This is a genomic window from Roseibium sp. LAB1, from assembly GCF_054658235.1.
Genome location: NZ_BAAGIB010000002.1, coordinates 1130421 through 1154095 on the forward strand (window position 1 = coordinate 1130421; position 23675 = coordinate 1154095).

22 protein-coding genes are annotated in these 23675 nt (G+C 60.7%); 12 read left to right on the plus strand and 10 right to left on the minus strand.

The annotated features are described in order from the left end of the window. Positions 1 to 4: 4 nt before the first annotated feature. Complete coding sequence (locus tag ACYQ54_RS15120; protein ID WP_460084825.1) at positions 5 to 1486, minus strand: FAD-linked oxidase C-terminal domain-containing protein; 1482 nt, start codon at positions 1484 to 1486, stop codon at positions 5 to 7. Positions 1487 to 1656: 170 nt separating this feature from the next. Between ACYQ54_RS15120 and ACYQ54_RS15125 the strand changes: the two genes are divergently transcribed. Together ACYQ54_RS15125 and ACYQ54_RS15130 are read left to right on the plus strand one after the other, a co-directional pair. Further along, positions 1657 to 2601 (plus strand): LysR family transcriptional regulator, encoded by a 945-nt coding sequence (locus tag ACYQ54_RS15125; protein ID WP_460083649.1) that lies wholly within the window; start codon positions 1657 to 1659, stop codon positions 2599 to 2601. Positions 2602 to 2738: 137 nt separating this feature from the next. Then, positions 2739 to 3134: a c-type cytochrome gene (locus ACYQ54_RS15130; protein ID WP_460083651.1), complete on the plus strand. Its 396-nt coding sequence runs from the start codon at positions 2739 to 2741 to the stop codon at positions 3132 to 3134. Positions 3135 to 3295: 161 nt separating this feature from the next. Here the strand turns inward: ACYQ54_RS15130 and ACYQ54_RS15135 are convergent, their stop codons facing one another. Further along, positions 3296 to 4594 carry a DUF3422 family protein gene (locus tag ACYQ54_RS15135; protein ID WP_460083653.1) on the minus strand — a complete coding sequence of 433 codons (1299 nt, stop codon included), beginning with the start codon at positions 4592 to 4594 and terminating at the stop codon, positions 3296 to 3298. Positions 4595 to 4789: 195 nt separating this feature from the next. On the opposite strand from ACYQ54_RS15135, the gene ACYQ54_RS15140 reads away from it, so the two are divergent. Both ACYQ54_RS15140 and ACYQ54_RS15145 read left to right on the plus strand, forming a co-directional pair. Next, positions 4790 to 5542 carry a FadR/GntR family transcriptional regulator gene (locus ACYQ54_RS15140; RefSeq protein WP_460083655.1) on the plus strand — a complete coding sequence of 251 codons (753 nt, stop codon included), beginning with the start codon at positions 4790 to 4792 and terminating at the stop codon, positions 5540 to 5542. Positions 5543 to 5574: 32 nt separating this feature from the next. After that, complete coding sequence (locus ACYQ54_RS15145; RefSeq protein WP_460083657.1) at positions 5575 to 6711, plus strand: alpha-hydroxy acid oxidase; 1137 nt, start codon at positions 5575 to 5577, stop codon at positions 6709 to 6711. Between the two features lie 4 nt (positions 6712 to 6715). Here the strand turns inward: ACYQ54_RS15145 and ACYQ54_RS15150 are convergent, their stop codons facing one another. Continuing rightward, positions 6716 to 7516, minus strand: a complete 801-nt coding sequence (locus tag ACYQ54_RS15150) for a helix-turn-helix transcriptional regulator (protein ID WP_460083658.1) — start codon at positions 7514 to 7516, stop codon at positions 6716 to 6718. A gap of 129 nt (positions 7517 to 7645) precedes the next feature. Between ACYQ54_RS15150 and ACYQ54_RS15155 the strand changes: the two genes are divergently transcribed. Then, complete coding sequence (locus ACYQ54_RS15155; RefSeq protein WP_460083660.1) at positions 7646 to 8623, plus strand: threonine dehydratase; 978 nt, start codon at positions 7646 to 7648, stop codon at positions 8621 to 8623. A gap of 48 nt (positions 8624 to 8671) precedes the next feature. Here ACYQ54_RS15155 and ACYQ54_RS15160 read toward each other — a convergent pair whose 3' ends face one another. Continuing rightward, a complete protein-coding gene (locus tag ACYQ54_RS15160) occupies positions 8672 to 9370 on the minus strand; it encodes a type 1 glutamine amidotransferase (protein ID WP_460083662.1) in 699 nt (232 codons plus the stop codon). A gap of 157 nt (positions 9371 to 9527) precedes the next feature. Here ACYQ54_RS15160 and ACYQ54_RS15165 point away from each other — a divergent pair, with 157 nt between their 5' ends. Beyond that, positions 9528 to 10445: a DMT family transporter gene (locus ACYQ54_RS15165; RefSeq protein WP_460083664.1), complete on the plus strand. Its 918-nt coding sequence runs from the start codon at positions 9528 to 9530 to the stop codon at positions 10443 to 10445. Positions 10446 to 10484: 39 nt separating this feature from the next. Here ACYQ54_RS15165 and ACYQ54_RS15170 read toward each other — a convergent pair whose 3' ends face one another. Beyond that, complete coding sequence (locus ACYQ54_RS15170) at positions 10485 to 11375, minus strand: LysR substrate-binding domain-containing protein (RefSeq protein ID WP_460083665.1); 891 nt, start codon at positions 11373 to 11375, stop codon at positions 10485 to 10487. Positions 11376 to 11545: 170 nt separating this feature from the next. After that, on the minus strand, positions 11546 to 12421 hold the full coding sequence (locus tag ACYQ54_RS15175; RefSeq protein ID WP_460083666.1) for a LysR substrate-binding domain-containing protein: 876 nt from the start codon (positions 12419 to 12421) through the stop codon (positions 11546 to 11548). Positions 12422 to 12684: 263 nt separating this feature from the next. Between ACYQ54_RS15175 and ACYQ54_RS15180 the strand changes: the two genes are divergently transcribed. Further along, entirely contained in the window at positions 12685 to 12999 is a 315-nt protein-coding gene (locus ACYQ54_RS15180; RefSeq protein WP_460083667.1) for a DUF1127 domain-containing protein, read from the plus strand. Positions 13000 to 13124: 125 nt separating this feature from the next. On the opposite strand, the gene ACYQ54_RS15185 is transcribed toward ACYQ54_RS15180, so the two are convergent. From ACYQ54_RS15185 to ACYQ54_RS15200, 4 genes are all read right to left on the minus strand, one after another. Beyond that, on the minus strand, positions 13125 to 13898 hold the full coding sequence (locus ACYQ54_RS15185) for a DUF937 domain-containing protein (protein ID WP_460083669.1): 774 nt from the start codon (positions 13896 to 13898) through the stop codon (positions 13125 to 13127). 146 nt (positions 13899 to 14044) lie between these two features. Continuing rightward, complete coding sequence (locus tag ACYQ54_RS15190; RefSeq protein ID WP_460083671.1) at positions 14045 to 15418, minus strand: glutamate--cysteine ligase; 1374 nt, start codon at positions 15416 to 15418, stop codon at positions 14045 to 14047. A gap of 396 nt (positions 15419 to 15814) precedes the next feature. Then, positions 15815 to 17575, minus strand: coding sequence for an adenylate/guanylate cyclase domain-containing protein (locus ACYQ54_RS15195; RefSeq protein ID WP_460083673.1), 1761 nt, complete (start codon positions 17573 to 17575; stop codon positions 15815 to 15817). Between the two features lie 4 nt (positions 17576 to 17579). Further along, positions 17580 to 18338 (minus strand): 16S rRNA (uracil(1498)-N(3))-methyltransferase, encoded by a 759-nt coding sequence (locus ACYQ54_RS15200; RefSeq protein WP_460084827.1) that lies wholly within the window; start codon positions 18336 to 18338, stop codon positions 17580 to 17582. Positions 18339 to 18341: 3 nt separating this feature from the next. Here ACYQ54_RS15200 and ACYQ54_RS15205 point away from each other — a divergent pair, with 3 nt between their 5' ends. The 5 genes from ACYQ54_RS15205 (at position 18342) to ACYQ54_RS15225 (ending at position 23671) form a co-directional block, all read left to right on the plus strand. After that, complete coding sequence (locus ACYQ54_RS15205) at positions 18342 to 18596, plus strand: hypothetical protein (RefSeq protein WP_460084877.1); 255 nt, start codon at positions 18342 to 18344, stop codon at positions 18594 to 18596. Positions 18597 to 18690: 94 nt separating this feature from the next. Continuing rightward, a complete protein-coding gene (locus tag ACYQ54_RS15210; RefSeq protein WP_460083675.1) occupies positions 18691 to 19950 on the plus strand; it encodes a ShlB/FhaC/HecB family protein in 1260 nt (419 codons plus the stop codon). Continuing rightward, entirely contained in the window at positions 19835 to 20176 is a 342-nt protein-coding gene (locus ACYQ54_RS15215) for a ShlB/FhaC/HecB family hemolysin secretion/activation protein (protein ID WP_460084829.1), read from the plus strand. The genes ACYQ54_RS15210 and ACYQ54_RS15215 overlap by 116 nt, the downstream gene beginning before the upstream one ends. Before the next feature lie 1215 nt (positions 20177 to 21391). Beyond that, the gene (gene xseA / locus ACYQ54_RS15220) at positions 21392 to 22954 is read left to right on the plus strand and encodes an exodeoxyribonuclease VII large subunit (protein ID WP_460083677.1); all 1563 of its coding nucleotides are present in this window, start codon (positions 21392 to 21394) and stop codon (positions 22952 to 22954) included. 120 nt (positions 22955 to 23074) lie between these two features. Then, a complete protein-coding gene (locus ACYQ54_RS15225) occupies positions 23075 to 23671 on the plus strand; it encodes a DUF805 domain-containing protein (protein WP_460083679.1) in 597 nt (198 codons plus the stop codon). The last annotated feature ends 4 nt before the right edge of the window (positions 23672 to 23675 follow it).

The window sequence follows — 23675 nt, forward strand, 5'->3', positions numbered from 1 at the left end:
GCCCTCAGAACCGCGGAATATCTGGAAAGGGCAACTGGCCCTTGTGTACATGCATCTTGCCGAGTTCGGCGCAGCGGTGCAGCACCGGAAAAACCTTACCCGGATTGAGGAGATGCTTCTGGTCGAAAGCGCATTTGACACGCTGCTGCTGCTTCAGATCCGCTTCGGTGAACATGTCCGTCATCAGGTCGCGCTTTTCGATACCGACGCCGTGTTCCCCGGTCAAAACGCCGCCGACCTCAACACACAGTCTCAGGATATCTGCACCAAAGGCCTCGGCTGCGTCCAGCTCGCCAGGCTTGTTGGCATCGTAGAGGATCAGCGGGTGCAGATTGCCGTCGCCGGCGTGAAAGACGTTGGCGACACCAAGCCCGTGTTTTTCGGACAGCTCCCGCATTCTGGCCAGCACCTTCGGCAGCTCGCGGCGCGGGATCGTGCCGTCCATGCACAGGTAATCCGGAGAGATACGGCCGACCGCCGGAAACGCCGCCTTGCGGCCCGCCCAGAAGGTCATGCGCTCTTCTTCACTTTCGGAAATACGCACATGGCTGGCCTGGTTGGCCTTGGCGATTTCCTCCACCCGGCCGATCAGATAATCGACCTCGCCTTCCGGACCGTCCAGCTCCACGATCAGCAAGGCCTCGACATCGCGCGGATACCCCGCGTTGACGAAATCCTCCGCTGCGTGAATGGCGGGCTTGTCCATCATCTCCATGCCCCCGGGAATGATGCCGGCGGCGATGATTTCGGCCACGCAGCGGCCGCCGTCCTCGCTGGTCGGAAACCCGATCAGGAGTGCTCGTGCAGTCTCGGGTTTTTGCAGGATGCGCACGGTAACTTCGGTCACGACCCCGAGCAGACCTTCCGAACCGGTCATCAGCGCCAGCAGGTCATAGCCCTCGCTATCCAGATGCTTGCCGCCAAGACGGATGACCTCGCCGGTGACCAGCACCATTTCAAGGCCCAGAACATTGTTGGTGGTCAGGCCGTACTTCAGGCAGTGCACACCGCCGGAATTTTCGGCAATGTTGCCACCGATGGAACAGGCAATCTGAGAGGACGGATCCGGTGCGTAATAGAAGCCCTCGTGTTCGACCGCGCGTGTAATGCCCAGGTTGGTAACACCTGGCTGGACGACCACGGCCCGGTTCTCATAGTCGATGTCGAGGACACGGTTGAACTTCATCATCGACAGCAGAACGCCGTCTTCCAGGGGCAGTGCACCGCCCGACAGCGAGGTTCCCGCCCCACGGGGGACGACCTTAACGTCGTTGTCGTGGCAATATTTCAGAACCCTGGAGACCTGCTCGACCGTTTCCGGCAGGACGACGATCAGAGGCAACTGGCGGTATGCCGTCAGCGCGTCGGTCTCGTAGGCGCGCATTTCGCGTTCGTCATGGATCACCCCTTCTCCGGGCACAATTGCCTGAAGCGCGCCCAGGATCTCCTGGCGGCGGGCCAACACGGCCTGATCGGGTGCGGGCATCGCAATGGCGGTCACGAAACGAACTCCTTATACCTATAAATACGTTGATCCAGTTGAATTGGTCCTACGTAACATGAGATGGCAGTGAATTACCCTTGCCCAAGTCTGGCAAGGTTCGTGCCCGAGGGAAACGACCGGCAAATACTAATTGTCTTTCTGAGAGATTGAAAATGAGCAATCTGACCGACATGGAGATTTTCGCAAGGGTGGTGAGCGCCGGCAGCATGTCGGCAGCCGGCCGCGAAATGAGCCTGTCGCCCGCAGTCGTCTCCAAACGCATCCGGCGTCTGGAGGAAAAACTCGGGACAAGGCTGCTGCAACGCACGACGCGCCAGATCGCCATGACCGAGGCCGGACAGGGCTTTTACGAGCGTGTGGTCGCCATTCTTGCGTCCGTGGAAGAAGCCGAATCGTTCGTCTCGCGAGGTTCTGCCAAGGCACGCGGCAATCTGAAGGTCGCGGTACCGACCTCCTTTGGCCGTCTGCACATTGCCCCTCACCTCGGCAATTTCCTGGCCGAGAATTCCGATCTGTCCGTGAATCTCGATCTCTCCGACGATTTCGTCGACATTGTCGGCGACGGTTACGATCTTGCCATCCGCATTGCAGAGCTTTCCGATTCGAGCCTTGTGGCCCGCCGTCTTGCACCGGTGCACCGCATCCTGTGCGCCAGCCCCGCCTATCTGGAAAAATACGGCATGCCGGAAAGCATCGAGGATCTTGTCGCCAATCACGTCACCATTGCCGCGACCAACCAGGACCCCTGGCGCCTGGCGGGTCCGGACGGCATCGAGACGGTGCGCACGCAGGCACCGGTCAAGACCAATTCCAACGAGGTCGTGCGCGAGTGCCTGTTGGCAGGGGTCGGTGTCGCGCTCCGCTCCACCTGGGACGTCGGCCCGGAACTGCGTGAAGGAAAATTGCAGATTCTGCTGCCGCAGTACCGGGCTTCGAAGGATGTCGGCCTTTATGCCGTTTATCCCAGTCGCCAGTTCCTCCCCGCCAAGGTGCGCGTCTTCATCGATTTCCTTGCAGGTCTCTATGGCTCGTCGCCCTATTGGGATCATGGGCTGGAAGACTGGCTACGCCTGCCAAGCAATGCCCGGGCAGGCTGAAATCCCGACTTGGTGCAGGGGCCCCCGGGATGATCGTGAGCGGTTCTGACGGGATGCGACGGTCCGTCACTTGCATCAACGTGTGACATCCTGTTCTGTTGGCGGGGGTTTGAACACCCAAACCGAGGGAGACACATATGCAGCGACTGCTGATGATCGCCGGAACCGCGCTTCTGGCCCTGACCGTTCAGGCTAGCGCCGACGGCGACCCTGCCAAGGGTGAGAAAGTTTTCAAGAAATGCGCCGCCTGCCACGCGGTTGGACCTGACGCCAAGAACAAGGTCGGTCCCGAACTGAATGGTATTGTCGGCCGGGCCTGGGGCGCGGTTGATGGCTACAAGTATTCCGCAAACCTGCTCGAAATGGCCGATGGCAAGGTATGGGACGTCGAGACGCTCGATGCCTACCTGACCAAGCCGAAGGACATGATTCCGAAGGGCAAGATGGCTTTTGCAGGTCTGAAGAAGGAAGACGACCGCGAGAACGTGATCGCCTACTTGAACCAATACAACGAAGACGGTTCGAGCAAGTAAGCCTGTCTCGAAGAGAATACAGCAAAGGCCGGGGGAACCCGGCCTTTTTCATGTTTGAGAACCAAACTGTTCTGCGTGCGGGATCCTGGACGCGGGAGCCGGCAATCCGGAGTCACACCGACGGGACCAGCCTGCTGCACGGGTTTTCCGTGTTGCAGCCCCTAGTGTTCACCATGTTGCTGGCGGATGCGCTTGACCGTCCACCAGATCACCAGCACGACCACCGGAACGGATATGCCGGTCATAACGTTGGAATCGGGCAGAGGCAGGCCGGTTTCCTTGGCGGCTTTCGCGAGATAGGAAATCAGGCCGACGACGTAGTAGCTCACGGCCGCGACGGACAGGCCTTCGACGGTTTGCTGCAGGCGAAGCTGAAGGTGCGCGCGCCGGTTCATGGACTCCAGCAGCGAGCGGTTCTGTTCTTCCAGTTCGACATCGACACGGGTGCGCAACAGCGTGGTGGCCCGCGCCAGCTTGCGCGAGAGCATCGCCTGGCGGTCCTCTATGGCCTGGCAAGTGCGCATGGCCGGGGCAAGCCGACGGACGAGGAAAGATGCCATTGAAAGTTCGCCGGAGGCAGCGTCTTCGCGCAGGGTCTCGAGCCTCGCCCGGACGATCTGGTCATAGGCGCGGCTCGCGCCGAACCGGAAGGTGCTGGCCGTCGCCCCTGCTTCAAGTGCCGCGGCCAGGCCGCTCAATTTGTCCAGAAGCTCCTGGTTGGCGCCCAGCGCGGAGGTCTCCTGCATCTGACCGGTCAGTTCCGCCAGCTCGATCTCGAAGCGCCGGATGTCGGGTTGAAGTCTCGTTGCCTCGAACAACCCCAGCATGGCCAGCGTGCGGTAGGTTTCCACTTCCAGAAGCCTCTGGACAATGGCGCCGGACTGAACGTCGCTCAGGGTCCGGTTGCAGACCAGGAGCCGTGTGAGACCGTCGCCATCCTGCCGGAAGTCGGTTGCGACCATGGCGGCTCCATCTTCCAGATTGGAGACCGTCAGGCTGCCTTCATCGAACTGGCTCCGCCACTCCTTGCCCTCGTCGCCACCACGCAGTTCCAGCCTGACAGCGACCAGCAGATCTCCCGGAGCCCGAAACGCGGCGCCAAAGGGATGGTTTATCGGCACCTGCCCGAAAATGGTCTGCTCGTGGGCAGCTCCATCCCAAGTGTATGTGGTGAATTCCGCGTGCTGCTCCCAACTCAAGGTGCCACCGCCGAAATTGACCGTATGATGCCGGGCACCGGGTGCGGGTCCGTGCCCGCCGCGGGAAATGCAGAATTCGGACAGCCAGGCATGATCTCTGGCAGCTTCGTCCGCGTCCGTCAGGAAAGCGTAGTGGAGAACAGTCCGCGGACAGGGCAACGCGCGAAACGGCCGTGCGTGAACCTCCCCCAGCACCTTTTCCCTGAGCGGAGACGTGCGGAAGGCAGGAAAGGTGGACCCGTTTTCTGATCCCTGATCCAAGGAACAACCCCGACTTTGGTAGCGTTCTGTCTCTCTCACATTCCCCTAAGGCATGGCGGAAACCAATCGGCATTATTGCCGCAGCCGACAATTGGGTTTCCGGCGCGACATTTCAGCAACAAATAATTGGACAAAAAAATTGACCAATTTCGAAAGCGGCGCTATTTTCCGCGTCACCAATGGAGCGGGAGCGGTATGTTTCAGCCGGTCGATCATCAGAAAACGGCAAATGCCGTCGTGGAGCAGATCGAGGATCTGATCCTGAAAGGCGTGCTTCAGTCCGGCGACAGACTGCCCGCCGAGCGCGACCTTGCCGACCAGATGAACGTCTCCCGGCCGGTGCTTCGCGAGGCGCTGAAAACGCTTGAAGACCGGGAGCTGATCGCATCACGCCGTGGCGGCGGCACATATGTTGCGGACCTGATTGGCCCGATCTTTTCCGAAGCGGTGATCCAACTCATCGCCCGCCATCCGGGCGCAGTGAACGATTATTTCGAATTCCGGCGCGGCATCGAGAGCCAGGCTGCAGCCCTTGCGGCCGCGCGGGCCGCCCCGTCCGATCTTGCCCGGCTTCAGGACATTGTTCGCCAGATGCAGGAAGCGCATGATGTCGAAGACCTTCCTGCGGAAAGCCGGCTGGACGTCGCCTTCCACCACGCGGTCGGCGAAGCGGCCCACAACGTGGTGATGCTGCACACGCTGCGCTCCTGTTACCGCCTTCTGGAAAACGGTGTCTTCTACAACCGGGGCAGGCTTTACCACCATCCGACGGCGCGGATAGAGCTGTTGCAGCAGCACAAGGCCATCGCCGACGCAATTCGGACCGGGGATACCGCCCGCGCAAGACAGGCCTCGGAAGACCATATCGACTATGTGCGCGGCACCCTGGCCGAAACGAAGGATCTGGACCGGCGCGAACAGCTGGCCGGCCTGAGACGAACCCGATAACCGGCTCGTTCGTGAGCCTCAGGAGGAAATCGATGACTGTTGTGACCGATGTTGCCGACATGCAGGCCCTGGCTCGGCGCCGGGTTCCGAAAATGTTTTACGACTATGCGGATACGGGGTCCTGGACACAGAGCACCTACCGGGAAAACGAAGCGGCGCTGCAGCGCCAGAAGCTGCGGCAACGCGTTGCCTGCAACATCGACAACCGCACGGTCAAGACCACGATGGTTGGCCAGGACGTCTCCATGCCGGTCGCTCTTGCCCCCGTCGGTCTGACAGGGATGCAGCGAGCCGATGGCGAGATTCTCGCCGCGCAGGCCGCCGAGGAATTCGGCGTGCCTTTCACGCTGTCCACCATGAGCGTGTGCTCCATCGAAGATGTCGCCGAGAACACCAAGAACCCGTTCTGGTTCCAGCTCTATGTCATGCGCGACCGGGGCTTTTCGGAAAACCTGATGCAGCGTGCAACGGCTGCGGGCTGTTCGGCACTCGTTCTCACGCTCGATCTTCAGGTGCTGGGCCAGCGTCACAAGGACCTGAAAAACGGTCTGTCCACGCCGCCCAAGCCCAAGCCGCACGTGTTGCTGGACCTTGCCTTCAAGCCGCGCTGGTGCTGGCACATGATGCAGACCAAGCGCCGCCAGTTTGGCAACATTCATGGCCATGTGGCCGGCGTTGGAGACATGACCTCACTTGCCGAATGGACCAACAGCCAGTTCGACCCGACCCTCGACTGGTCATCGGTGGAATGGGTGAAATCCCACTGGAAGCGCAAACTGATCCTCAAGGGCATCAACGATGTCGAGGACGCGAAGATCGCGGCGGAGGTCGGCGCAGACGCGATCGTCGTCTCCAACCATGGTGGCCGTCAGCTCGACGGTGCACTTGCATCCTATGAGGTGCTTCAGGACATCGTCGATGCGGTCGGCGACAAGATCGAAGTGCATTTCGACAGCGGTATCCGGTCCGGTCAGGACGTCTTCAAGGCCGTGGCCATGGGCGCGAAAAGCACCTACATCGGCCGCGCCTTCATCTATGGCCTTGGTGCCATGGGCAAGGAAGGTGTCTCCAAGGTGCTGCAGATCATGCACAAGGAACTGGATGTCACCATGGGTCTTTGCGGCGAAACCGACATCAACAAGGTCGGCCGTCACAACCTGGTGCTCTGACCGATCACCGGTCCGGACGCGCGATCATCGAGGGACTGATCCCGAGGCGTGTCCGGAAACTGGCGGTCATGTGGCTTTGCGATGAAAATCCTGAACAGAGCGCGATCTCCGCGAGCGGCTTCCCGGTGGAGGCGATGAGCGCGCGAGCGCGCTGCAGCCGCCGGCTGACGATGTAGTCATAAGGCGACTGCCCGCAATACGCCGAGAAGGCCCGGCTCAGGAAACTTGCAGAAACGCCGATCTCCTCCGCCAGAACGGCAACGGTCAGGCCTGACCCGAGATCGGCCTCGATCCTGTCGGCCACTCTCCGGAAACGTTTGCCCGTCATCCATCTTGCCGCCTTGCCTGGGCGCTGCGGCTTTTGCCCGGCCTCGGCAAGCGCGTTTAGGCATGCTTCGGTTTCGACACGGTCTAACGGCGCGTCCGACAACAACCACTTGCGCAGTCTGCTCGCCGCCACGGAAGCCGATTTCGACGGGATATTGGTCCGGTAGCTATCGCCCGCAAGACGGATACTGCCGCCGCTGAGCAGAAGGTATTCGCCACCTGTGTCCGACCTTGAGCGAATATCACAACCGCTTGGGGTCAAAGCCAGCGTGTTGGGCAATCGGACGAACTCTTCTTGCCTGTCCGAGGCAATGGCATGGCTGCCCGTTTGAACGTCGAAGGCAAAGCCGATGGTGTCCGTATCCGCCACGAAGCCGACGTCATAGGCGACGGCCGGCAGCAGGCTGAGCCTGTGCCCGGCAATCTCCCGCTTGATGGACCTTGATTCCAGCCGGGTATGAACAGTGTTCGGCGACATGGCCAGCAAACCTGACGCAGGATTGTTGGCCGCGCAAGCCCGAATAGGTTCAGGATCCTGAAAGACGGGACCGGCCGCCGGGATATACTCGCCGCCGACCAATACCAACAATCAGGCCCGACCACGCAAATGACACCCCTTTTCACCCTGGACGAACTTGAAGCCGCCTTTCCGATCGTGCGCCAACTGGTGCCTGAAACGCCAAGTTATGTCTGGCCACTCCTGAAAGAGCGTTTCGGCGTGGAGATTGCGGTAAAACACGAGAACCACACGCCGATCGGTGCCTTCAAGGCACGCAGTTCCATCGTCTTTATCCAGAAACATATCGAAGAAAACGGCCGCCCCAGTGGGGTGGTGACAGCCACCCGGGGGAACCATGGCCAGTCCATGGCCCTGGCCGCCCGCACGCTTGGCCTGCCCGCCACCATCGTGGTGCCCGAAGGCAATGCGGAGGGCAAGAACCGGGCGATGAAGGCTTTCGGTGCGAACCTTGTGATCGACGGTCGCGACTTCGATATTTCCCGGCGAACCGCCGAACGGCTGGCCGGCGAAAGCGGCTTCCTGATGGTGCCGAGCTTTCACAAGAACATCGTCCTGGGTGTTGCCACCTACGCTTTGGAATTCTTCCAGGCGCATGGCGACCTCGATGTGGTCTATGTTCCGGTCGGCATGGGGTCCGGTGCCTGCGGGCTGATAACGGTTCGCGACCTGCTGGGCTTGAAAACCGAGATCGTGCCGATCGTGACGGAAAACGCCCCCGCCTACCGGCTTTCTGCCGAGGCCGGAAAAATCGTCACCACGGACACGGCCGCCACTTTCGCCGACGGAATGGCCTGCCGGGAGCCGGTGCAGCCGGCGCTCGACATCCTGCGGAATCGCGCCAGCCGGATCGCGACGGTGTCGGATGACGAGATTGCTGCCGCCATCCGCATCCTTTTTGCCGATACGCATAATCTTGCAGAAGGAGCAGGCGCTGCCGCCCTCGCCGCCCTGATTCAGGATGCGCCGAAACTTCAAGGCAAGAAGGCGGGGATCATTCTTTCGGGAGGAAACCTGGACGAAACGGCAATGCAGACGGTTCTGGCCGGTGGAACCCCGGTTGTCTGAAAACCGGGATGACAAAATCCCGGGACACGCGTTTGTGCGCGAAAGGGTTCAAAGCAAAGACAGCCAGGCCTTTGCAATTGCGGCGCCGGTCTCGTCGGCCTGCGCCGCATTGCGGGTCGCTTCGGCGTCGAAACGGCTGTGCCAGTCCGGCGTATGCGCCCGAATATCGTCGGCGAAGGTTTCCGTCCAGTTGCGGACTTCGGGCAGGCCGGTTTCAAAATGGAACTGGATTGCGTAGGTCGTACGGCCCATGCGGAATGCCTGAACCGGTGTCATGGCGCTGCTTGCCAGTAGCACGGCGCCATCAGGCAGTGTAACCGTATCGGAATGCCAGTGGAACTGCGGCGCCCCGGTACCGAGCTTGCCAACCACCGGATCCTCCTGGCCTGCGTCCGTTGGTGTCACATCGTGCCAGCCGAATTCCACCGGCAGGCCAAGAAGGTTTTCTCCGCCGAAGGCACGGGCGATCAGTTGTGATCCTAGGCAAATGCCCAGAACCGGCTTCTCGGCATCATCGAAGGCACGGATCAGATCGCAGACTTGCGGCAGATGCGGATACGCTTCATCCGCCAGTGCATCCTGGGCTCCCCCCAGCACCACCAATCCCATAAACGCGTCGGTCGTCGTTGGGAGCAGCTCTCTCTCATAGGCCCTTACGGTCTTCCAGCTATAACCTTCCTGCGTGGCGACCCGGCCCAGAATGCCGAGGTCCGTATGCTGATAGTTCTCTACGACGAGAAAGTGCATCTTGCCCTCAATGGTGCCTGCGAGCTTTGCCGCTCCCGTTCCACACAGACCTTATCCATGCGCAACCTTGATGAAAACATCAAAAACAATCATTTGCATTGAAGTGTCTGGACCGCCAATCTTTGTGACAACATCCCCCTTCTAGATCGGTTCCTTCATGAGCGTTGCATCCCCCAGCCTCCGGCCCGGCTCTGCCGGTTTCAGTGCAACCGACTATGGTCTTTACGCGGTAACGGTGCTGGCCTGGGGCTTCAGCTGGATCGCGATGAAAGGTCAGGTGGCGACGGTCTCACCTGAAGTTTCGGTGTTCTGGCGCTTCGTGCTGGCAGCCTCGATCATGATGGCTTGGGCGCGCTTTCGCGGACATCATCTTGCCTTCGGGCTTCAGGACCACATGCGGTTTGCCGGTCTTGGCGTGCTTCTGTTCTCCACCAACTTCACGCTGTTTTATTACGGCGCGGCCATTTTGCCGTCCGGGCTGCTGGCGGTGATCTTCTCCACCGCCTCGATCTTCAACCTGTTTCTGGGTTTGATCCTGTTCGGCCAACGGCCAAGCCCGATCGCACTCGTGGCTGGCCTGCTCGGCTTTCTCGGCATCGGCCTGATGTTCTGGCCGAAGCTGGCCGGGGCCGAATTCAACGGCGAAGCCGCCATCGGCCTGGCCATGTGCGTTGGCGGTACTCTGTCCTTCTGCCTGGGCAACATGCTGTCGGCTGACACACAGCGGCGCGGCATCGGCGTTACACCTGCCACGGCCTGGGGCATGGTCTACGGCATGGTGTTCCTGGGCCTGTTTTCCGCCTTGCACGGCCAGAGCTTTTCCGTGGAATGGTCGGTCCACTATCTCGGCAGTCTGATCTATTTGGCGGTGGTTGCCTCTGTGATCGCGTTTGCCTCCTACCTGACCCTGCTCGGACGCATCGGCTCGGCACGGGCGGGCTATGCCACCGTGATGTTCCCGGTGGTCGCTCTCACTCTGTCGACCATTTTCGAAGGCTATCAGTGGACGCCAGTGGCCGCCGCCGGTCTGGCCTGTGTCATCGGTGGCAACCTGATGATGCTGCGTGCCCGGTAGGTCCATCCCTGACATGAGAAGAAACCGGACGGCGGAGGTTTATTCCGCCGCCATTTGGGATGTGCCGCTGCCAACGTTGCCGATGGCCGCCACCAGGTGATTGCACAATGTGTCGTGCATGGCTTCGCGTGCGGTATCCGAGCGCAGCAGAGCGATATCGCAATAAGGCAGCGTCGGAAACCCGTCCTTCTCGTCCAGAATGCGCATGCCGTCCCGGATCGCGCTTTCCGGAAACACCGTGACCGCGAGCCCGGCCTGCACGGCACCAACAAGGGCTGCGGCGCTTGAGCTTGTGTAGGAGACCCGGTAGGGGCGTCCCGCACGATCGAGAGCATCCATGGAAATCCGCCGCCAGCCACAGGTCACCGGACCGAGCGCCAGCCGGACGATGTCCTGGGTATGGGCAGAATGCTGGGTCGACGTGACCCAGTAGAGTGGTTCGCGGCGAATGATTTCGCCTCTCAGATCCATCGTGTCCTGGGACGTCGTGATGGCGACGTCGAGTGTTCCTTCGCGGATCGCATCCGTCAGCCGGACACTGGACAGGCATTCCACCTGCACTTCAATGGAAGGGTTGAGCCGGTTGAAGGCTGCCAGCACCTGCGGCAGCAGCCGGTCGGCATAATCGTCCGGCACGCCGAGCTTCACGTGACCGACTTCCTTCTGGCCGTTAAAGGCCGACAGGGTTTCGTCGTTCAGCATGATCATGCGCCGGGCAAACTCGACCAGCCGCAAGCCGTTTTCCGTCAGTCGGGACTGACGACCGTCCTTGATGAAAATCGGTTGGCCGACACGCTCTTCCAGCCGCCGCATCTGCATGGAAACCGCCGACTGTGTCTTGTGCACAGCTTCGCCAGCCTTGGTGAAGCTGCCCAGCTCCGCGATCGCTAAAAACGTTCGAAGTTGGTCGATGTCCAGTGCGTGATGCATGCAAGGACCCTATAAATGAGCCACAAACCAGTGGTGAGATTTGAGATTCGAATTAATCTACAGAAGATACATCACAACTTTTTACAATTCAATCGGAATTTGCTTGCCTGACGGAATCAGTTCTCTAGGTAAGCTCTTGAAATCAGTCCAGGAATTCCGCTCCGTTGCAACTACTCGGCAGCCAGGGGCACCGAGAGGTTGTCGAGCGACGAGACGATGTGCTCGACCAGCGCGTCCGTGACACGGGAATTGTTGTGCCAGGACCGCATGATGCCTATCTCGCAATCGGGCAGTTTCGGGAAGCCTTCGGCCTCCGTCAGCACTCGCATTCCGGACCGAAGCGCCGATTCCGGCAGAACGGAAATGGCAAGCCCGGCCAGAACGGCGGCTCCGACAGCCGTCGAATTCCAGCTCGAATAAAGCAGCCGGTGCTCGCGCATCTGGTCGCTGAGAGCATTGATTGCTGCCCGGCGCCAGTCGCAGGTGGCACGCCCGAGCGCCAGCGGCAGGGGCGACTCGTTTTCCACCGCGTGACGGGCCGAAACGACCCAGAGCAACGGCTCACGCCGGACGAGGTCGACGTTCTTGCGGCCCCGTTTCTGCACGTGGGTGATGATAGCAACATCAAGTTCGCCCTCGGCGATCATGTCGGCCAGATTGGGTGTCGGGGCACAGACAACGCTGACTTCGGCCTTCGGATTGGATCTGGAGAAGCGCGCCAGAATTTCCGGCAGGAACCGGTCGGCGTAGTCATCCGGCGTACCCAGGCGGACGAGGCCGGCAAGTTCCGTGTCATCGAAGGCGGAAAGTGTCTCGTCATTGAGCTGAACGAGCCTGCGTGCGTAATGAAGCAGTCGTTCGCCATGCTCGGTCAGGCGGGACTGACGGCCGACACGGACGAACAGCGGTTTGCCGATCCGCTCTTCCAGTCGGCGCATCTGCATGGACACCGCCGACTGCGTCTTGTGCACATTGTCCGCTGCCTTGGTGAAGCTGCCGCTTTCGGCAATGGCCACAAAGGTCCGGAGCTGATCCAGGTCGAGCATAAGCGCCTCACTGATAAAGGATGCTCATGTTTAACACGGCATCCATTTAATGGCGAAATGATTTCACAGTGCGGCCGCATTGCCTCAATCGAAGCGCTTTGAGAATTTTGACTTCACAAAAAGTGATTATTTCAATCACAAACATTCGTTGGATTAATAAAAGCAAAAAGTCCACATAGGGGATGTTCCACAACAAGCGACGCCAAATCAGGCTCGGAACAGGCAGCCGGAATCCCTCCGTCAGCCAACAGGAGAATTTTGCCATGACACATACCGCAAGCACCCCGTTCTTCGCTCTCTTCGGGCAGATGGTTGCCCGTGTATGGCGTGTACTGAACAACCGTCGTCAGTTCGCGGAACTGAATGACTGGTCCGACGAGCAGCTGAAAGACATCGGCCTGACCCGGAGCGACGTTCGACGCGCACTGGCGCAGCCGTTCTATACCGATCCGACATCTCTGGTGAACGAATCTTCAGCGCTCCGCGAGACGCTCGGTTATAGCGCCGCCAATTCGGCGCAGGACAAGCCGGTGATGACACTCGTGACCGAAAGCAAGACCCGCCAGCTGGCGGCCTGACCCTTCGGCTGACCTCCCCTCATTTGCAGCCCCTGTCGGCAAGCCTTGCTGACGAAACTGACCCGCCTCACGGCGGGTCTTTTTTTGCAAAAAGAGATCTGCGGCAGACGCCGCTCGGACACACCTCAGGTATCCCGGAAGTCCTTTGAGGCTTTTTCGAAGAAGCTGTCGAAGGCCTTGAACTGGCTGGACTGAAAATCGCGTCCGGCCGTCATCCAGCTGGACACCATCTCCTCGAATTCAGAGGCGTTGGCGTCAAGATCCTCTGCCTCGTCCTCCGACGGCAGCTCTTCTTCCTGCGGCTCCGGTTCGGGCTCGGGTGTCGCAGGTTTCGTGACGATGCTGGCAGGCTGCAGAAAAGCACCCCAGAAGGACTGCATGGCCTCGGCATACCCTTGAAGATAGTCGACCGGGGTCGGCTGCGGTTTCGGCCGGCCTCGGGCAAAGCCGCGCAGATAGGCGTCGAGCAGGTTGCGGGCCTCGCCGTGGACAAAGGGCCTGGCGATCTGCCCCATGGCAAGCGTCGCCGCCACCGGCATCATTTCCTGGATGGCATCACGCTGCAGTCCGGTGAGGCTGGATATCTGGCTGGCAAGAGCCTTTTGAACAGCCTCGGGCCCAAAAAACGGCGTCAACGCCGCATCGGAGGGGCTCTGGAACAGGCCCGCATAACCGGCAAACGGATTTTGCGCGGCCGTGCCAAGGGGTGACGTCTGCCCGAGAAATTCTGAAAAGCCCGGCACAGTGCTGCCGAAGTAGCGGAAGCCGTTGAGCGCAGCAGGCAAGAGCTGCTCCATCACCCGGCTCAGGTCGTCATTCGACCAGCCGAAACGGTTGCGCACATCTTCCGACAGGGAAAAGATGTCGAAGGGAGGAGCTCCCGTCTCGCTGCCAGTCATTTGCGTCGCTCCGCTCACGCTGTTGCAAGGCCTTGAGAAAAAAGACCGATCACAGACAGAGTGACGCTTCGCGGCCCTCAGGTCAATTGAGGCCTTTTGCGGACAGTGCCAGTCGCCCGCAACTGACAGTCGCGGGCAGGCGCCACTCAATAGGCGTAGTCGCGGAAGACCTGGCTGATGTCGCCCTTCCAGGAACCTTGATAGCGCTGCAGCAGAACGTCGGCCGGGCACATGCCGGAAGCAAGGCCTTCCTCGATCGGAGCCAGATGCACGCGCTCGTCCAGATCGCCATCGCTCAGGCGGTTGCGGCGCTTGAGACCTTCCTGAGACAGGGCAAGCACCTGCTTGGCGACATCCAGAACGGTGCCGGAGCGGAACGGCGTCTGCAGTGCGGTTTCGGGAACACCTGCCCTGAGGGCCGCACGTTCTTCCTGCGTCCAGTCCTTGACCAGTTCCCAGGCCTGATCGAGCACGCCCTGGTCGTAAAGCAGACCGACCCAGAGTGCCGGCAGAGCGCAGATGCGCCGCCAGGGACCGCCGTCGGCCCCGCGCATCTCAATATATTTTTTCAGCCGGACATCCGGGAAAAGCGTGGACAGGTGATTGTTCCAGTCGCCAATGTTGGGCGTTGCATCCGGCACCTTGCCTTCCAGTGCACCTTCCATGAACTGGCGGAAGGTGGTGCCGGTGACGTCGTAATAGGTCGAGCCGCGCTTGACGAAATACATCGGCACATCAATCGCCCATTCGACGTAGCGCTCAAACCCGAAGCCTTCCTCGAAGGCAAAGGGCATGTCGCCGGTGCGATCGTGGTCGGTGTCGGTCCAGATCTGGGCGCGGAAGGATTTGAAGCCGTTCGGCTTGCCTTCGGTGAAGGGTGAATTGGCGAAAATGGCGGTCGCAATCGGTTGCAGCGCCAGACCGACGCGCATCTTCAGGGCCATGTCCGCTTCGGACGAAAAATCGAGATTCACCTGGATGGTGGAGGTCCGGTACATCATGTCGAGACCAAGCGAGCCGACCTTCGGCATGTAGTTCGTCATGATGTCGTAACGGGACTTCGGCATGCGCGGCATGTCGGCGCGCGTCCAGGTCGGGGCCATGCCGATGCCCAGAAAGCCGATGCCGAGCGGTTCGGCGACCCGGCGTACGTCGGCAAGATGCTGGTTGGCTTCGCGGCAGGTCAGATGCAGGTTGTCGAGCGGCGCACCCGAAAGTTCAAACTGGCCACCCGGCTCGATGGAGATCGCACCGCCGCCACGGTCGTCGGCCAAACCGATGATCTTGCCTGCATCCTCGATCCGCTCCCAGTTGATCAGCTTTTCCATGCCGGTCAGGATAGCTTCGACGCCCTTTTCGCCCTCGTAGGGGATCGGCGACAGTTCGTTCAGGCAGAAGCCGAACTTTTCGTGCTCGGTGCCGATGAGAAACTTCTCTTCCGGCTTACAGCCCTCCTCGAGCGTCGCGGCGAGGTCCGCAACTGTTTCAATCGGGGTGGAGTCGACCGTATCGCGGGCCATGAAAGCGTCCTAAAAACTGCGCGGCCCGTCAGGCTGCCCCCTACAAACCGCAGTGATCCGGCGCGTCCCGGGAGGAACGCTTTTGAGCCTCGGTGATTTAGGTTTCCTGAAACAAGAATGCAAGCAAGGAAACGACACCGAAGTGCGCATGGTGATCATGCCGAGTCGTTTGAGCACTGCAATCCGTTTTTTCAGCAAAGCGCGATAGCGGATCCCGGGGCTGTGCGACAGCATTGCCGAAAGCTTGTTCGCCGGTGGTCCACGCAACGGTCCTGCGCCCACTGGCAGCAGCGGGACGTGCCTGCGGCAGAGCCAATTCAGACCGCTTCGCGAACTTGTTGGAAACCAAGACCTGCCCGGACGAAAATCCGCTACCATCAGACCGCGTGTCTGCTGTCACGCGATCCTGAAGACCGATAACGGTTCCGTGCGGCCACGAAGCTGGATGGCACCAAGACTGGTGGCGCTGAGACCTTCCGGCAACTGGGCCATCGTATCGCCGCTGGCAAGAACGATCACCCGAGCGCCCGGGTCGACATGCTTGCCATATTCCTGAAGCCTAGCGGCAACGTTCACCGCGTCCCCGATAACCGTATAGTTCATGCGGGCGGCAGAGCCGATATCGCCAACCACCACCTTGCCGGTGTGAACCCCGACGCGCACGCGCATGGAGGCGTCCGGTTCCGCGGTGATCCGGTCGGCGAGCGCCTTGACCGCAGCAATCGCCTTGGCGGCGTGGTCCGGCTGATCGGCCGGTGCGCCCCAGAACGCCATCACGCCGTCGCCGATGAACTTGTCGATCGTGCCCTGACGCTCGGTTATCGCCTGCGACACCGTCTCGAAATAGCCGTTCAGGTAGGCGGCCGTTTCCTCCGCGCTCAGGTGCGAGGCCATGCCTGTGAATCCGGCGAGATCAGTGAAGACGATGGTCATTTCCCGCAGTTCGATGTTGCGCGCCTCGGTCATACCCTCTTCGATCAACCGGGACACAAGCTGCCGTGGCACATATTTGGCAAAGGCATTGAGCGCTCCGAGGGAGCCGTTGAACGCCTGGTTGACGTCGTCCAGTTCTTTCAGCCGAGAGCGCGGCAATTTGCCGGTGGATGCAAACTCGAGCTGACGCAGGCCGGCAGCCGCATGGGCAAGACGGATCAGCGGGCGCCCGAGCATCCGGCCAACCGCAAAAGACAGAACCGCGCCGACAACAAGCGCAACCAGCGCGGCGTAAAGGACGATCCGCGTCTGGTCCAGCGCGGCACCGAATTCCTCCGCCTTGTAGAGAGCTCCCAGGATCCAGCCCTTGGCCGGGCCTGAGCCGACCTCGGTATAGAGTGCCGTGAACATGCCCTGGTCACCCGGGAACACCCTGCCCGTCACCGACCCGCCCATATCGTGGGACTGGTCGTTGGGTGCCCAGATGAGATGGAGCGGCGATCCGGTCAGCTTGTCCAGGGAAGGCAGCGGTTGCCCGGGCTGCACCAAGAAATCGCTCGCAGGAAGCCCTTCGACGGCGATTGCCCGGTCCCGTCCGGACAGCATGAAAACCTGTTGCCTGCCTTCAAAGGCCATGGTCCGGGCAAGATCGGCAAAGACCTGTTGCGGATAAACGCCGATCAGGAGCTGGCCGTTACCAAGATCCAGTTCCGCTGTCTTGATCGCCGTGTCGAAGCCCGTGCGGATCTCGAAAGCAGACCAGGCGATGTCCGGCAATTCATCCGGCGGGGTTTCGACCAGAACGGCCGAACCGAGTTCCAGCCTGGCGCCATCGGGCATCAACGGCTCGTAGGCTCGAAGATCGGCTGCGGTCAGCTTCGCACCCGTTTCGGCAACATGGGCCGCGACTGAACGGAACAGCAGTTGCTGTCTGTCGAAGAACCCGGTCAGAACCTCCTCGTTGCCCCTGAGAACGGCAACGCCCTGCTCGTCCAGAAGCCGGCCGGCGATACGCCGGTCCGAAGCGGCCATATAGGTGATGATGATGCCGCAGATGAGGACCAGCAGAACGGAAAACACCAGTCCGAGAGCGACCCCGACCGGCACACGAAAGCCCCTGCGCGTTTCTGCCGGAGCGATTGCCTTCTTCGCGTCCCTGACACCGCCGGTCGCCTCAACGTTTCCGCTGCTTGCGCCTCCGGGTGCAAGGACCTCCTGCGGCATTCGTCTATCTCCAGTCGCCGACCGTTGCCTGCAGCACGGCCAAGGCAGCTACGGCGGCCGTATCGGCACGCAGGATACGCGGACCGAGGGGAATTGGGGTGACAAAATCGAGACTGCGCAAAAGCGACCGCTCTTCTTCTGAGAAGCCGCCTTCAGGGCCGATCAGAATGGCCAGCGGCTGCGGACCATTTTCCTTCATCTGGGCGAGAGTCAGAAGCGGGTTGTTGGTTCCTTCCGCTTCATCGCAGAACAGCAACCTGCGCCCGGGCTGCGCTTCTGGCCAAACCGCAAGCACATCCGCCAACGGCTGGGGTGCAAGCACTTCCGGGACCGCCAGCACGCCGCACTGCTCGGCAGCTTCGATCACGTTGGCTTCCATGCGCTCCAGATTGATACGGCTTGCCTGGGTATGCTGGGTCAGCACCGGCTTCAGGCTGCCCGCCCCCATCTCCACGGCCTTTTGCACCATGTAGTCCAGCCGCGCGTGCTTGAGCGGGGCGAACATGTACATCAGGTCGTTCGCAGAGGTCTGTTCCCGGGTGCGCTCCATCAGCTGCAAGGTGCAGTCGCGCCGTCCGTTGCTGACGATCTTGGCCAGCCATTCGCCGTCGCTGCCGTTGAAGACAAGCACATAGTCGCCGTCCTTGAGGCGCAGAACGTTCAGAAGGTAGTTCGCCTGGCTGCGGTCCGCTTCGATGCGCGCACCATCGGCGAGGATGTGTCGCAAAAACAGTCGTTGCATGTTGAACTCGTATTTGGCCATGTCATGACACTGGTCAGCGATCGTGGCAATTTCAATGCCGTTTCCGAGATACAAGCATTTTTTACAGGGTTTTATGTGCGGGCTAAGATCGTGGGCTGTTTTTTCCTGAACAACACCATGAAGTTCTGCATATTCCGGTTGCACCGTCAAACCTGCCTCCCTAACGTCAACACAGAGACAAGCAGCCCCGGACTCGATGCAAATGCCGTCTTGCAGCCGCGCCAAGCTACTGAGAACAAGAACTATTGCCAGTCATGACGATGCTCCTGCGTTCATGAGTTGGGGATTTCTCGAGACTGAAGCAATTCAACTTTTACGACAATTGTTCCTAACAGCCCTGTTGATTGTAGGGATGGCATCGGCTTGCCTGGCAACCCCGCGGATCACCGGTGTAACCGTCTACGATCCTGGACACCTGCTTGCCTTCGCTTATCAGCACATTCGCCTCCAGGATGGCGAAGTCTATTCGAATCGCCTCGCCCAAAGCATCGAGCTCATCTATCGCGAAGACGGATATTTCCTCACGGAGGTTCAGGTTGTCCGAACACCCGGCGCACCGTCCGACACGTTCCGGGTTCGTGAAGGATTTGTGGAAACCATTTCTATTGAGGGTGTAGATGCACGGCTCTACCGGCGGATTCGGTCCTATGTGCAGCATCTGGTCGCGGAACGCCCCCTGCGGCAAAGCACTTTCGAACGTGCCATTATGCTTGCCCGGGATCTGGCCGGAGTTCATCTGACAACCGAGCTTGATTATCCGTCAGGCCAGACAGGTGCCCGGCTGCGAAGACTGGCAAGCAGCGTCAGGCAATCCGGCAGCCTTCAATTCGACAATCCGCCTCGGGAATTCGGTAAAACCCTGGCCGGTTTTGCGAGCCAGGAATTCTATTCGACTTTCCTTGCGGGGGATCTGCTGCGGCTTCAGGCCGGTGTCAGCGCCGTCGACACGTTCGAGACAGTTGCGGATGACGGTCATTCCTTTTTCGGTGCAGTCACCTACCGCGCACCGGTTGGTTCGAACGGCGCCTACGTGGAAGGCTATTTCGGCAACGCCCTCGGGCGCCGCAACGCCAGTGGGTCGCTGGTCACCACAGACCAGAACGGGCTGAATGGCGTTTTGTCATTCGGGTATCCATTTCTCAGAAACACCCATGAATACGGCTATGCTTTGCTGGAATTGCGCTATGCAGATTCAAACTCGGACGGTGGCGGCTTCAAATACCGTAGCGCCGTCGATACGGCGGCACTGGCCTTGATATATGGCAACACTCACGACAGGGGTGGCGCAACCGAACTGGCGGTAAACTTCACGGCCGGAACACGCGCTGGTCCGGAACCTTCGGCCATCGATGACGGAGACGACACCTTCTGGCATCTGCGTGCTGGGATCGGCCATATCGAGCCGCTACCGTTTCTGCATCACAGCGTGTATCTGAACACCGAAATTCTGGGGGCAGGCCACCAGCAACCACCTACCCTCTGTCGAGCAAATCTACCTGGGCGACCGCTATTCACTGCGCGGATACCGTTTCGACGAGGCCCAGGGAGACCTCGGCCTGATCAGCAAGCTGGAACTTTCCCTTTCGGTCGACACCACCGGCACCTGGCTTGATCGTTTCGAGCCTTTTGTCTTTCTCGATGCCGGCACGATCAGCAACCTGGATCCCACACCAACTGAAATCGGGCATTCAAGCCTCGTGTCCGCCGGAGCCGGCTGGTCTTCCATCTTTGCCCGAAATTATTTCGTCAACGGATGGCTGGGCGTGCCGCTGGTGGACGGAGAATTTACCGAGCGCTACAGCCCTGCTTTCTACCTCAGTCTCGGGAGAACCTGGTGATGGTGCATCTGTTCCCAAAGCACAGGTCACTGTCCGCCGCACTCGTGCTGTGTGCTGGGATGGCCGTATCGTCAGCAGAAGCCGCAGGAAGTCACTATGGATGGTGCATTGGTGTAGGCAACCATCATGGGTCAGATTGCAGCGCCACGTCATCAGGTGGCACTGGTGGTGGGACGACGGGCGGCCAGCCCCCCACAAGCACCCAACTGCCCACCGGTCAAACCATAGCCCCCACCACGGGGCAGGGTGGACCCGGTGCCATTCCTTACACGGTTCCGCTGGCAACTCCGAACCCTGTCCCGCAACAAGTGCAACAAGCGCCAACTCTGCGACCCGTCGCTGTTCCGTCAGTGGTGCCGCAGCGGCTCAACAGTCCGCAACAGGTACCCCAGCAAGTGCAGCAAGCGCCGACCCCGAGGCCCGTTGCTGTCCCGCCACTGGTTCCGCAGTTAAGCAACAGTCCACAACAGGTCCCGCAGCAAGTGCAGCAAGCACCGACCCCGAGGCCCGTTGCTGTCCCGCCGCTGGTTCCGCAGTTAAGCAACAGTCCACAACAGGTCCCGCAGCAAGTGCAGCAAGCACCGACGCTGCAACCCGTCGCAACCCCTTCTCTCGTGCCGCAGCTATTTTCAATTCCCCAGCGGGTTCCGCAGCAGGTTCAGCAGACACCAACACCAACACCTGTCCCCACACCCCAACTCGTGCCACGCCCGGTGCCTACGGCCACTACCTCCACAATCGGCATACCGCCCGTGCGTCCTGGCGGCACCGGTCAGGTCGCAGTCGTCAGAGGTTCCAGCTCCCTCCCGGCAACCAACACGATATCGCACGCCCCGAGCCACGTGGACGCGCCGAACAGTCCACAGCATGTGACCGACATGCCGGGCCGACAGAAACCACATGCGCTGCCGCGGCACCTTGACCCGTCAACGGGAGAAATCTGGGATTGTACCATCAGTGGCCATGGGCGCAGGATAAGACGGGCTGGGGGTAACACCCGTTCCTATGCCGGAGCCATGACAGACATCGACGTTGTCGATGCAATCGCAAAGGACTTGCCGGCCCGCCATCCTCAGGATGCCGGATGCCTGGTCTCCATCAAGCGACGCCACCGGAACTGAGCCAATTTGTGCGCGCTTTCGTGTCGACACGCCGCCTGCCGTCTTGACCACCGCATTTGATGCCTCCAGTTTCAGGAGAGCAAAGGAATCACCTGTGGCCGATCAACCCTCAAATGTCGCCGAATTTTCGGTCTCCGAAATTTCCTTCTCCATCAAGCGTACGATGGAGGATGCCTTCGGCTATGTGCGGGTGCGCGGCGAATTGGGCCGGATTTCCCGGCCGGGGTCCGGTCATATCTATCTGGACCTGAAGGACGACCGCTCGGTCCTGTCCGGCGTGATCTGGCGAGGAGCCGCTTCCAAACTGAAAATCCAGCCCGAACAGGGGCTGGAGGTGATCGCCACCGGCAAGATCACGACGTTCCCGGGCCAGTCGAAATACCAGATGGTGATCGATTCCCTGGAACCTGCCGGTGCCGGCGCGCTGATGGCGCTGCTGGAAGAGCGCAAGAAGAAGCTCGCTGCAGAAGGCCTCTTTGCCGAAGAGCGCAAACAGCTGTTGCCACCTTTGCCAAGGGTCATCGGCGTGGTGACCTCGCCCACCGGTGCGGTCATCCGGGATATCCTGCACCGGATCGCCGACCGCTTTCCCCTGCATGTTCTGGTCTGGCCTGTCCGCGTCCAGGGCGAAACCTCGGGCGCTGAAGTCGCCAACGGCATTCGCGGCTTCAACGCCCTGCAACCCGGCGGCCCGATCCCGCGCCCGGATGTTCTGATCGTTGCCCGCGGCGGCGGTAGCATCGAGGACCTTTGGGGTTTCAACGAGGAAGCCGTCGTCCGCGCAGCTGCAGATAGCCAGATCCCGCTGATCTCGGCCGTCGGCCATGAAACCGACTGGACACTAATCGACCTTGCCGCCGACCTGCGTGCGCCCACGCCGACGGGCGCTGCGGAAATTGCCGTGCCGGTGAAGGCCGAACTGATGGCCATGGTCGATGACCGGTCCCGCAGGCTCAATTCGGGGCTGGTGCGGTTCGTCACCACCCGGCGCACCGAGTTGCGTGCCGCCAGCGCCGCCCTGCCCGCACCGCAGGACCTCCTGGCCCTGCCGCGCCAGAAATTCGATACGCTGGCCAGCAGCCTGGAACGGGCACTGATCGTCAGCACCAGAACGCACCGGACCCATTACCAGAATTTTGCCGGCCGCCTGACACCACTGCTCCTGTCCCGTCTGAGCACGAAGGCCCGGCAGGATCTTGTCCAGGCAAGCGACCGCAAGCAGCGCGCACTGCAGGTCGCCGTCGCGCAGAAGCGGCAGTCCTTCGAAGCGCTGGCCGTGCGGCTGACACCGGCCAGGCTCACCCAGCAGACGACACTTGGCACAGAACGCCTGTCCGGTCTGGGTGATCGGCTCAACCGTGCCTATCTTGCTCGCCTGTCTCAGGAAAAGGCACGTCTCGACGGGTTGCAGAAACTGCTGAAGTCGCTTTCCTACAAGGATGTTCTGGCACGCGGATATGCAGTGGTGCGGGACGACAGCGGCCAACCGGTTCGCTCGGCTGCGGCAGTTGCCTCCGGGGCGGCCCTTTCCATTGAGCTGGCGGACGGCACCCTCGACGCTGTGGCGCTCAGCGACAGTGCCGGTCCCAAACCCGCCAAACCGAAAAGGCAGGCTCCCGCCAAGGGCCCGGCAACCAGCCAGGGCAGCCTGTTCTGACCGGACAACCATCCCTTCGCAATTTCACCAAGATTTAACCAACTCCCTTACGTCAATCTTAAGTCGGCTCGCGTAGCGTTACCTCCGTTCTGACAAGAAATTTTCGGACGGGGGATACTGATGGCGGTGCAGCGCAAGCAGTTTGGAAAACGTGGATTGAACCAGCAAGGCCCGGGTCAATGGGGCCCGAGCCAGAACGCCTATTCCGGCAACGATGCCTATGCCTCGGCTGCTGGCAGTTATGCGCGCGCAGGAGGTGCCGCTGCGCAGGTTTCCGGCGAAAGTGGCCTGTCGATCATTGACGCGGCGCTGCAGTTTCTCGGCTTCTTCTTCAGCTTCAACGGCCGGATCGGCCGGCTCGGCTACTGGGCCATCGGAACGTTCAACACCATCGTGTCGGCCGCCATCGTCTTCGGTTTCTTCGCATCGCTCGGCCTGAATTTCGACAACGAAGCCGAAGCCAGACGGATCCTCGCCGACTCGAGCGTTTTCACACTTTGGTTGACCCTGTTGCCGTTCTTCGTGTCGAACATCTCCGTTCAGGTGCGCCGTTTTCATGACAGGGACGTCTCCGGCATGTGGATGCTGGCGTGGTTCATCCCGATCATCGGCACGCTTCTGACCATCTGCCAGGGCTTTGCCAACATGTTCTTTGCAGGCACCCCGGGGCCGAACCGCTTCGACACCCCGCAAAGCCAGGCTCACATCTTCGATTAACCCG

Coding starts and splice junctions, on each gene's coding strand:
- ACYQ54_RS15120 (WP_460084825.1), bottom strand. CDS start 1,486: ATGCCCGCACCCGATCAGGCCGTGTTGGCCCGCCGCCAGGAGATCCTG.
- ACYQ54_RS15125 (WP_460083649.1), top strand. CDS start 1,657: ATGAGCAATCTGACCGACATGGAGATTTTCGCAAGGGTGGTGAGCGCC.
- ACYQ54_RS15130 (WP_460083651.1), top strand. CDS start 2,739: ATGCAGCGACTGCTGATGATCGCCGGAACCGCGCTTCTGGCCCTGACC.
- ACYQ54_RS15140 (WP_460083655.1), top strand. CDS start 4,790: ATGTTTCAGCCGGTCGATCATCAGAAAACGGCAAATGCCGTCGTGGAG.
- ACYQ54_RS15145 (WP_460083657.1), top strand. CDS start 5,575: ATGACTGTTGTGACCGATGTTGCCGACATGCAGGCCCTGGCTCGGCGC.
- ACYQ54_RS15150 (WP_460083658.1), bottom strand. CDS start 7,516: ATGTCGCCGAACACTGTTCATACCCGGCTGGAATCAAGGTCCATCAAG.
- ACYQ54_RS15155 (WP_460083660.1), top strand. CDS start 7,646: ATGACACCCCTTTTCACCCTGGACGAACTTGAAGCCGCCTTTCCGATC.
- ACYQ54_RS15160 (WP_460083662.1), bottom strand. CDS start 9,370: ATGCACTTTCTCGTCGTAGAGAACTATCAGCATACGGACCTCGGCATT.
- ACYQ54_RS15165 (WP_460083664.1), top strand. CDS start 9,528: ATGAGCGTTGCATCCCCCAGCCTCCGGCCCGGCTCTGCCGGTTTCAGT.
- ACYQ54_RS15170 (WP_460083665.1), bottom strand. CDS start 11,375: ATGCATCACGCACTGGACATCGACCAACTTCGAACGTTTTTAGCGATC.
- ACYQ54_RS15175 (WP_460083666.1), bottom strand. CDS start 12,421: ATGCTCGACCTGGATCAGCTCCGGACCTTTGTGGCCATTGCCGAAAGC.
- ACYQ54_RS15180 (WP_460083667.1), top strand. CDS start 12,685: ATGACACATACCGCAAGCACCCCGTTCTTCGCTCTCTTCGGGCAGATG.
- ACYQ54_RS15185 (WP_460083669.1), bottom strand. CDS start 13,898: ATGACTGGCAGCGAGACGGGAGCTCCTCCCTTCGACATCTTTTCCCTG.
- ACYQ54_RS15190 (WP_460083671.1), bottom strand. CDS start 15,418: ATGGCCCGCGATACGGTCGACTCCACCCCGATTGAAACAGTTGCGGAC.
- ACYQ54_RS15195 (WP_460083673.1), bottom strand. CDS start 17,575: ATGCCGCAGGAGGTCCTTGCACCCGGAGGCGCAAGCAGCGGAAACGTT.
- ACYQ54_RS15200 (WP_460084827.1), bottom strand. CDS start 18,338: ATGGCCAAATACGAGTTCAACATGCAACGACTGTTTTTGCGACACATC.
- ACYQ54_RS15205 (WP_460084877.1), top strand. CDS start 18,342: ATGACACTGGTCAGCGATCGTGGCAATTTCAATGCCGTTTCCGAGATA.
- ACYQ54_RS15210 (WP_460083675.1), top strand. CDS start 18,691: ATGGCATCGGCTTGCCTGGCAACCCCGCGGATCACCGGTGTAACCGTC.
- ACYQ54_RS15225 (WP_460083679.1), top strand. CDS start 23,075: ATGGCGGTGCAGCGCAAGCAGTTTGGAAAACGTGGATTGAACCAGCAA.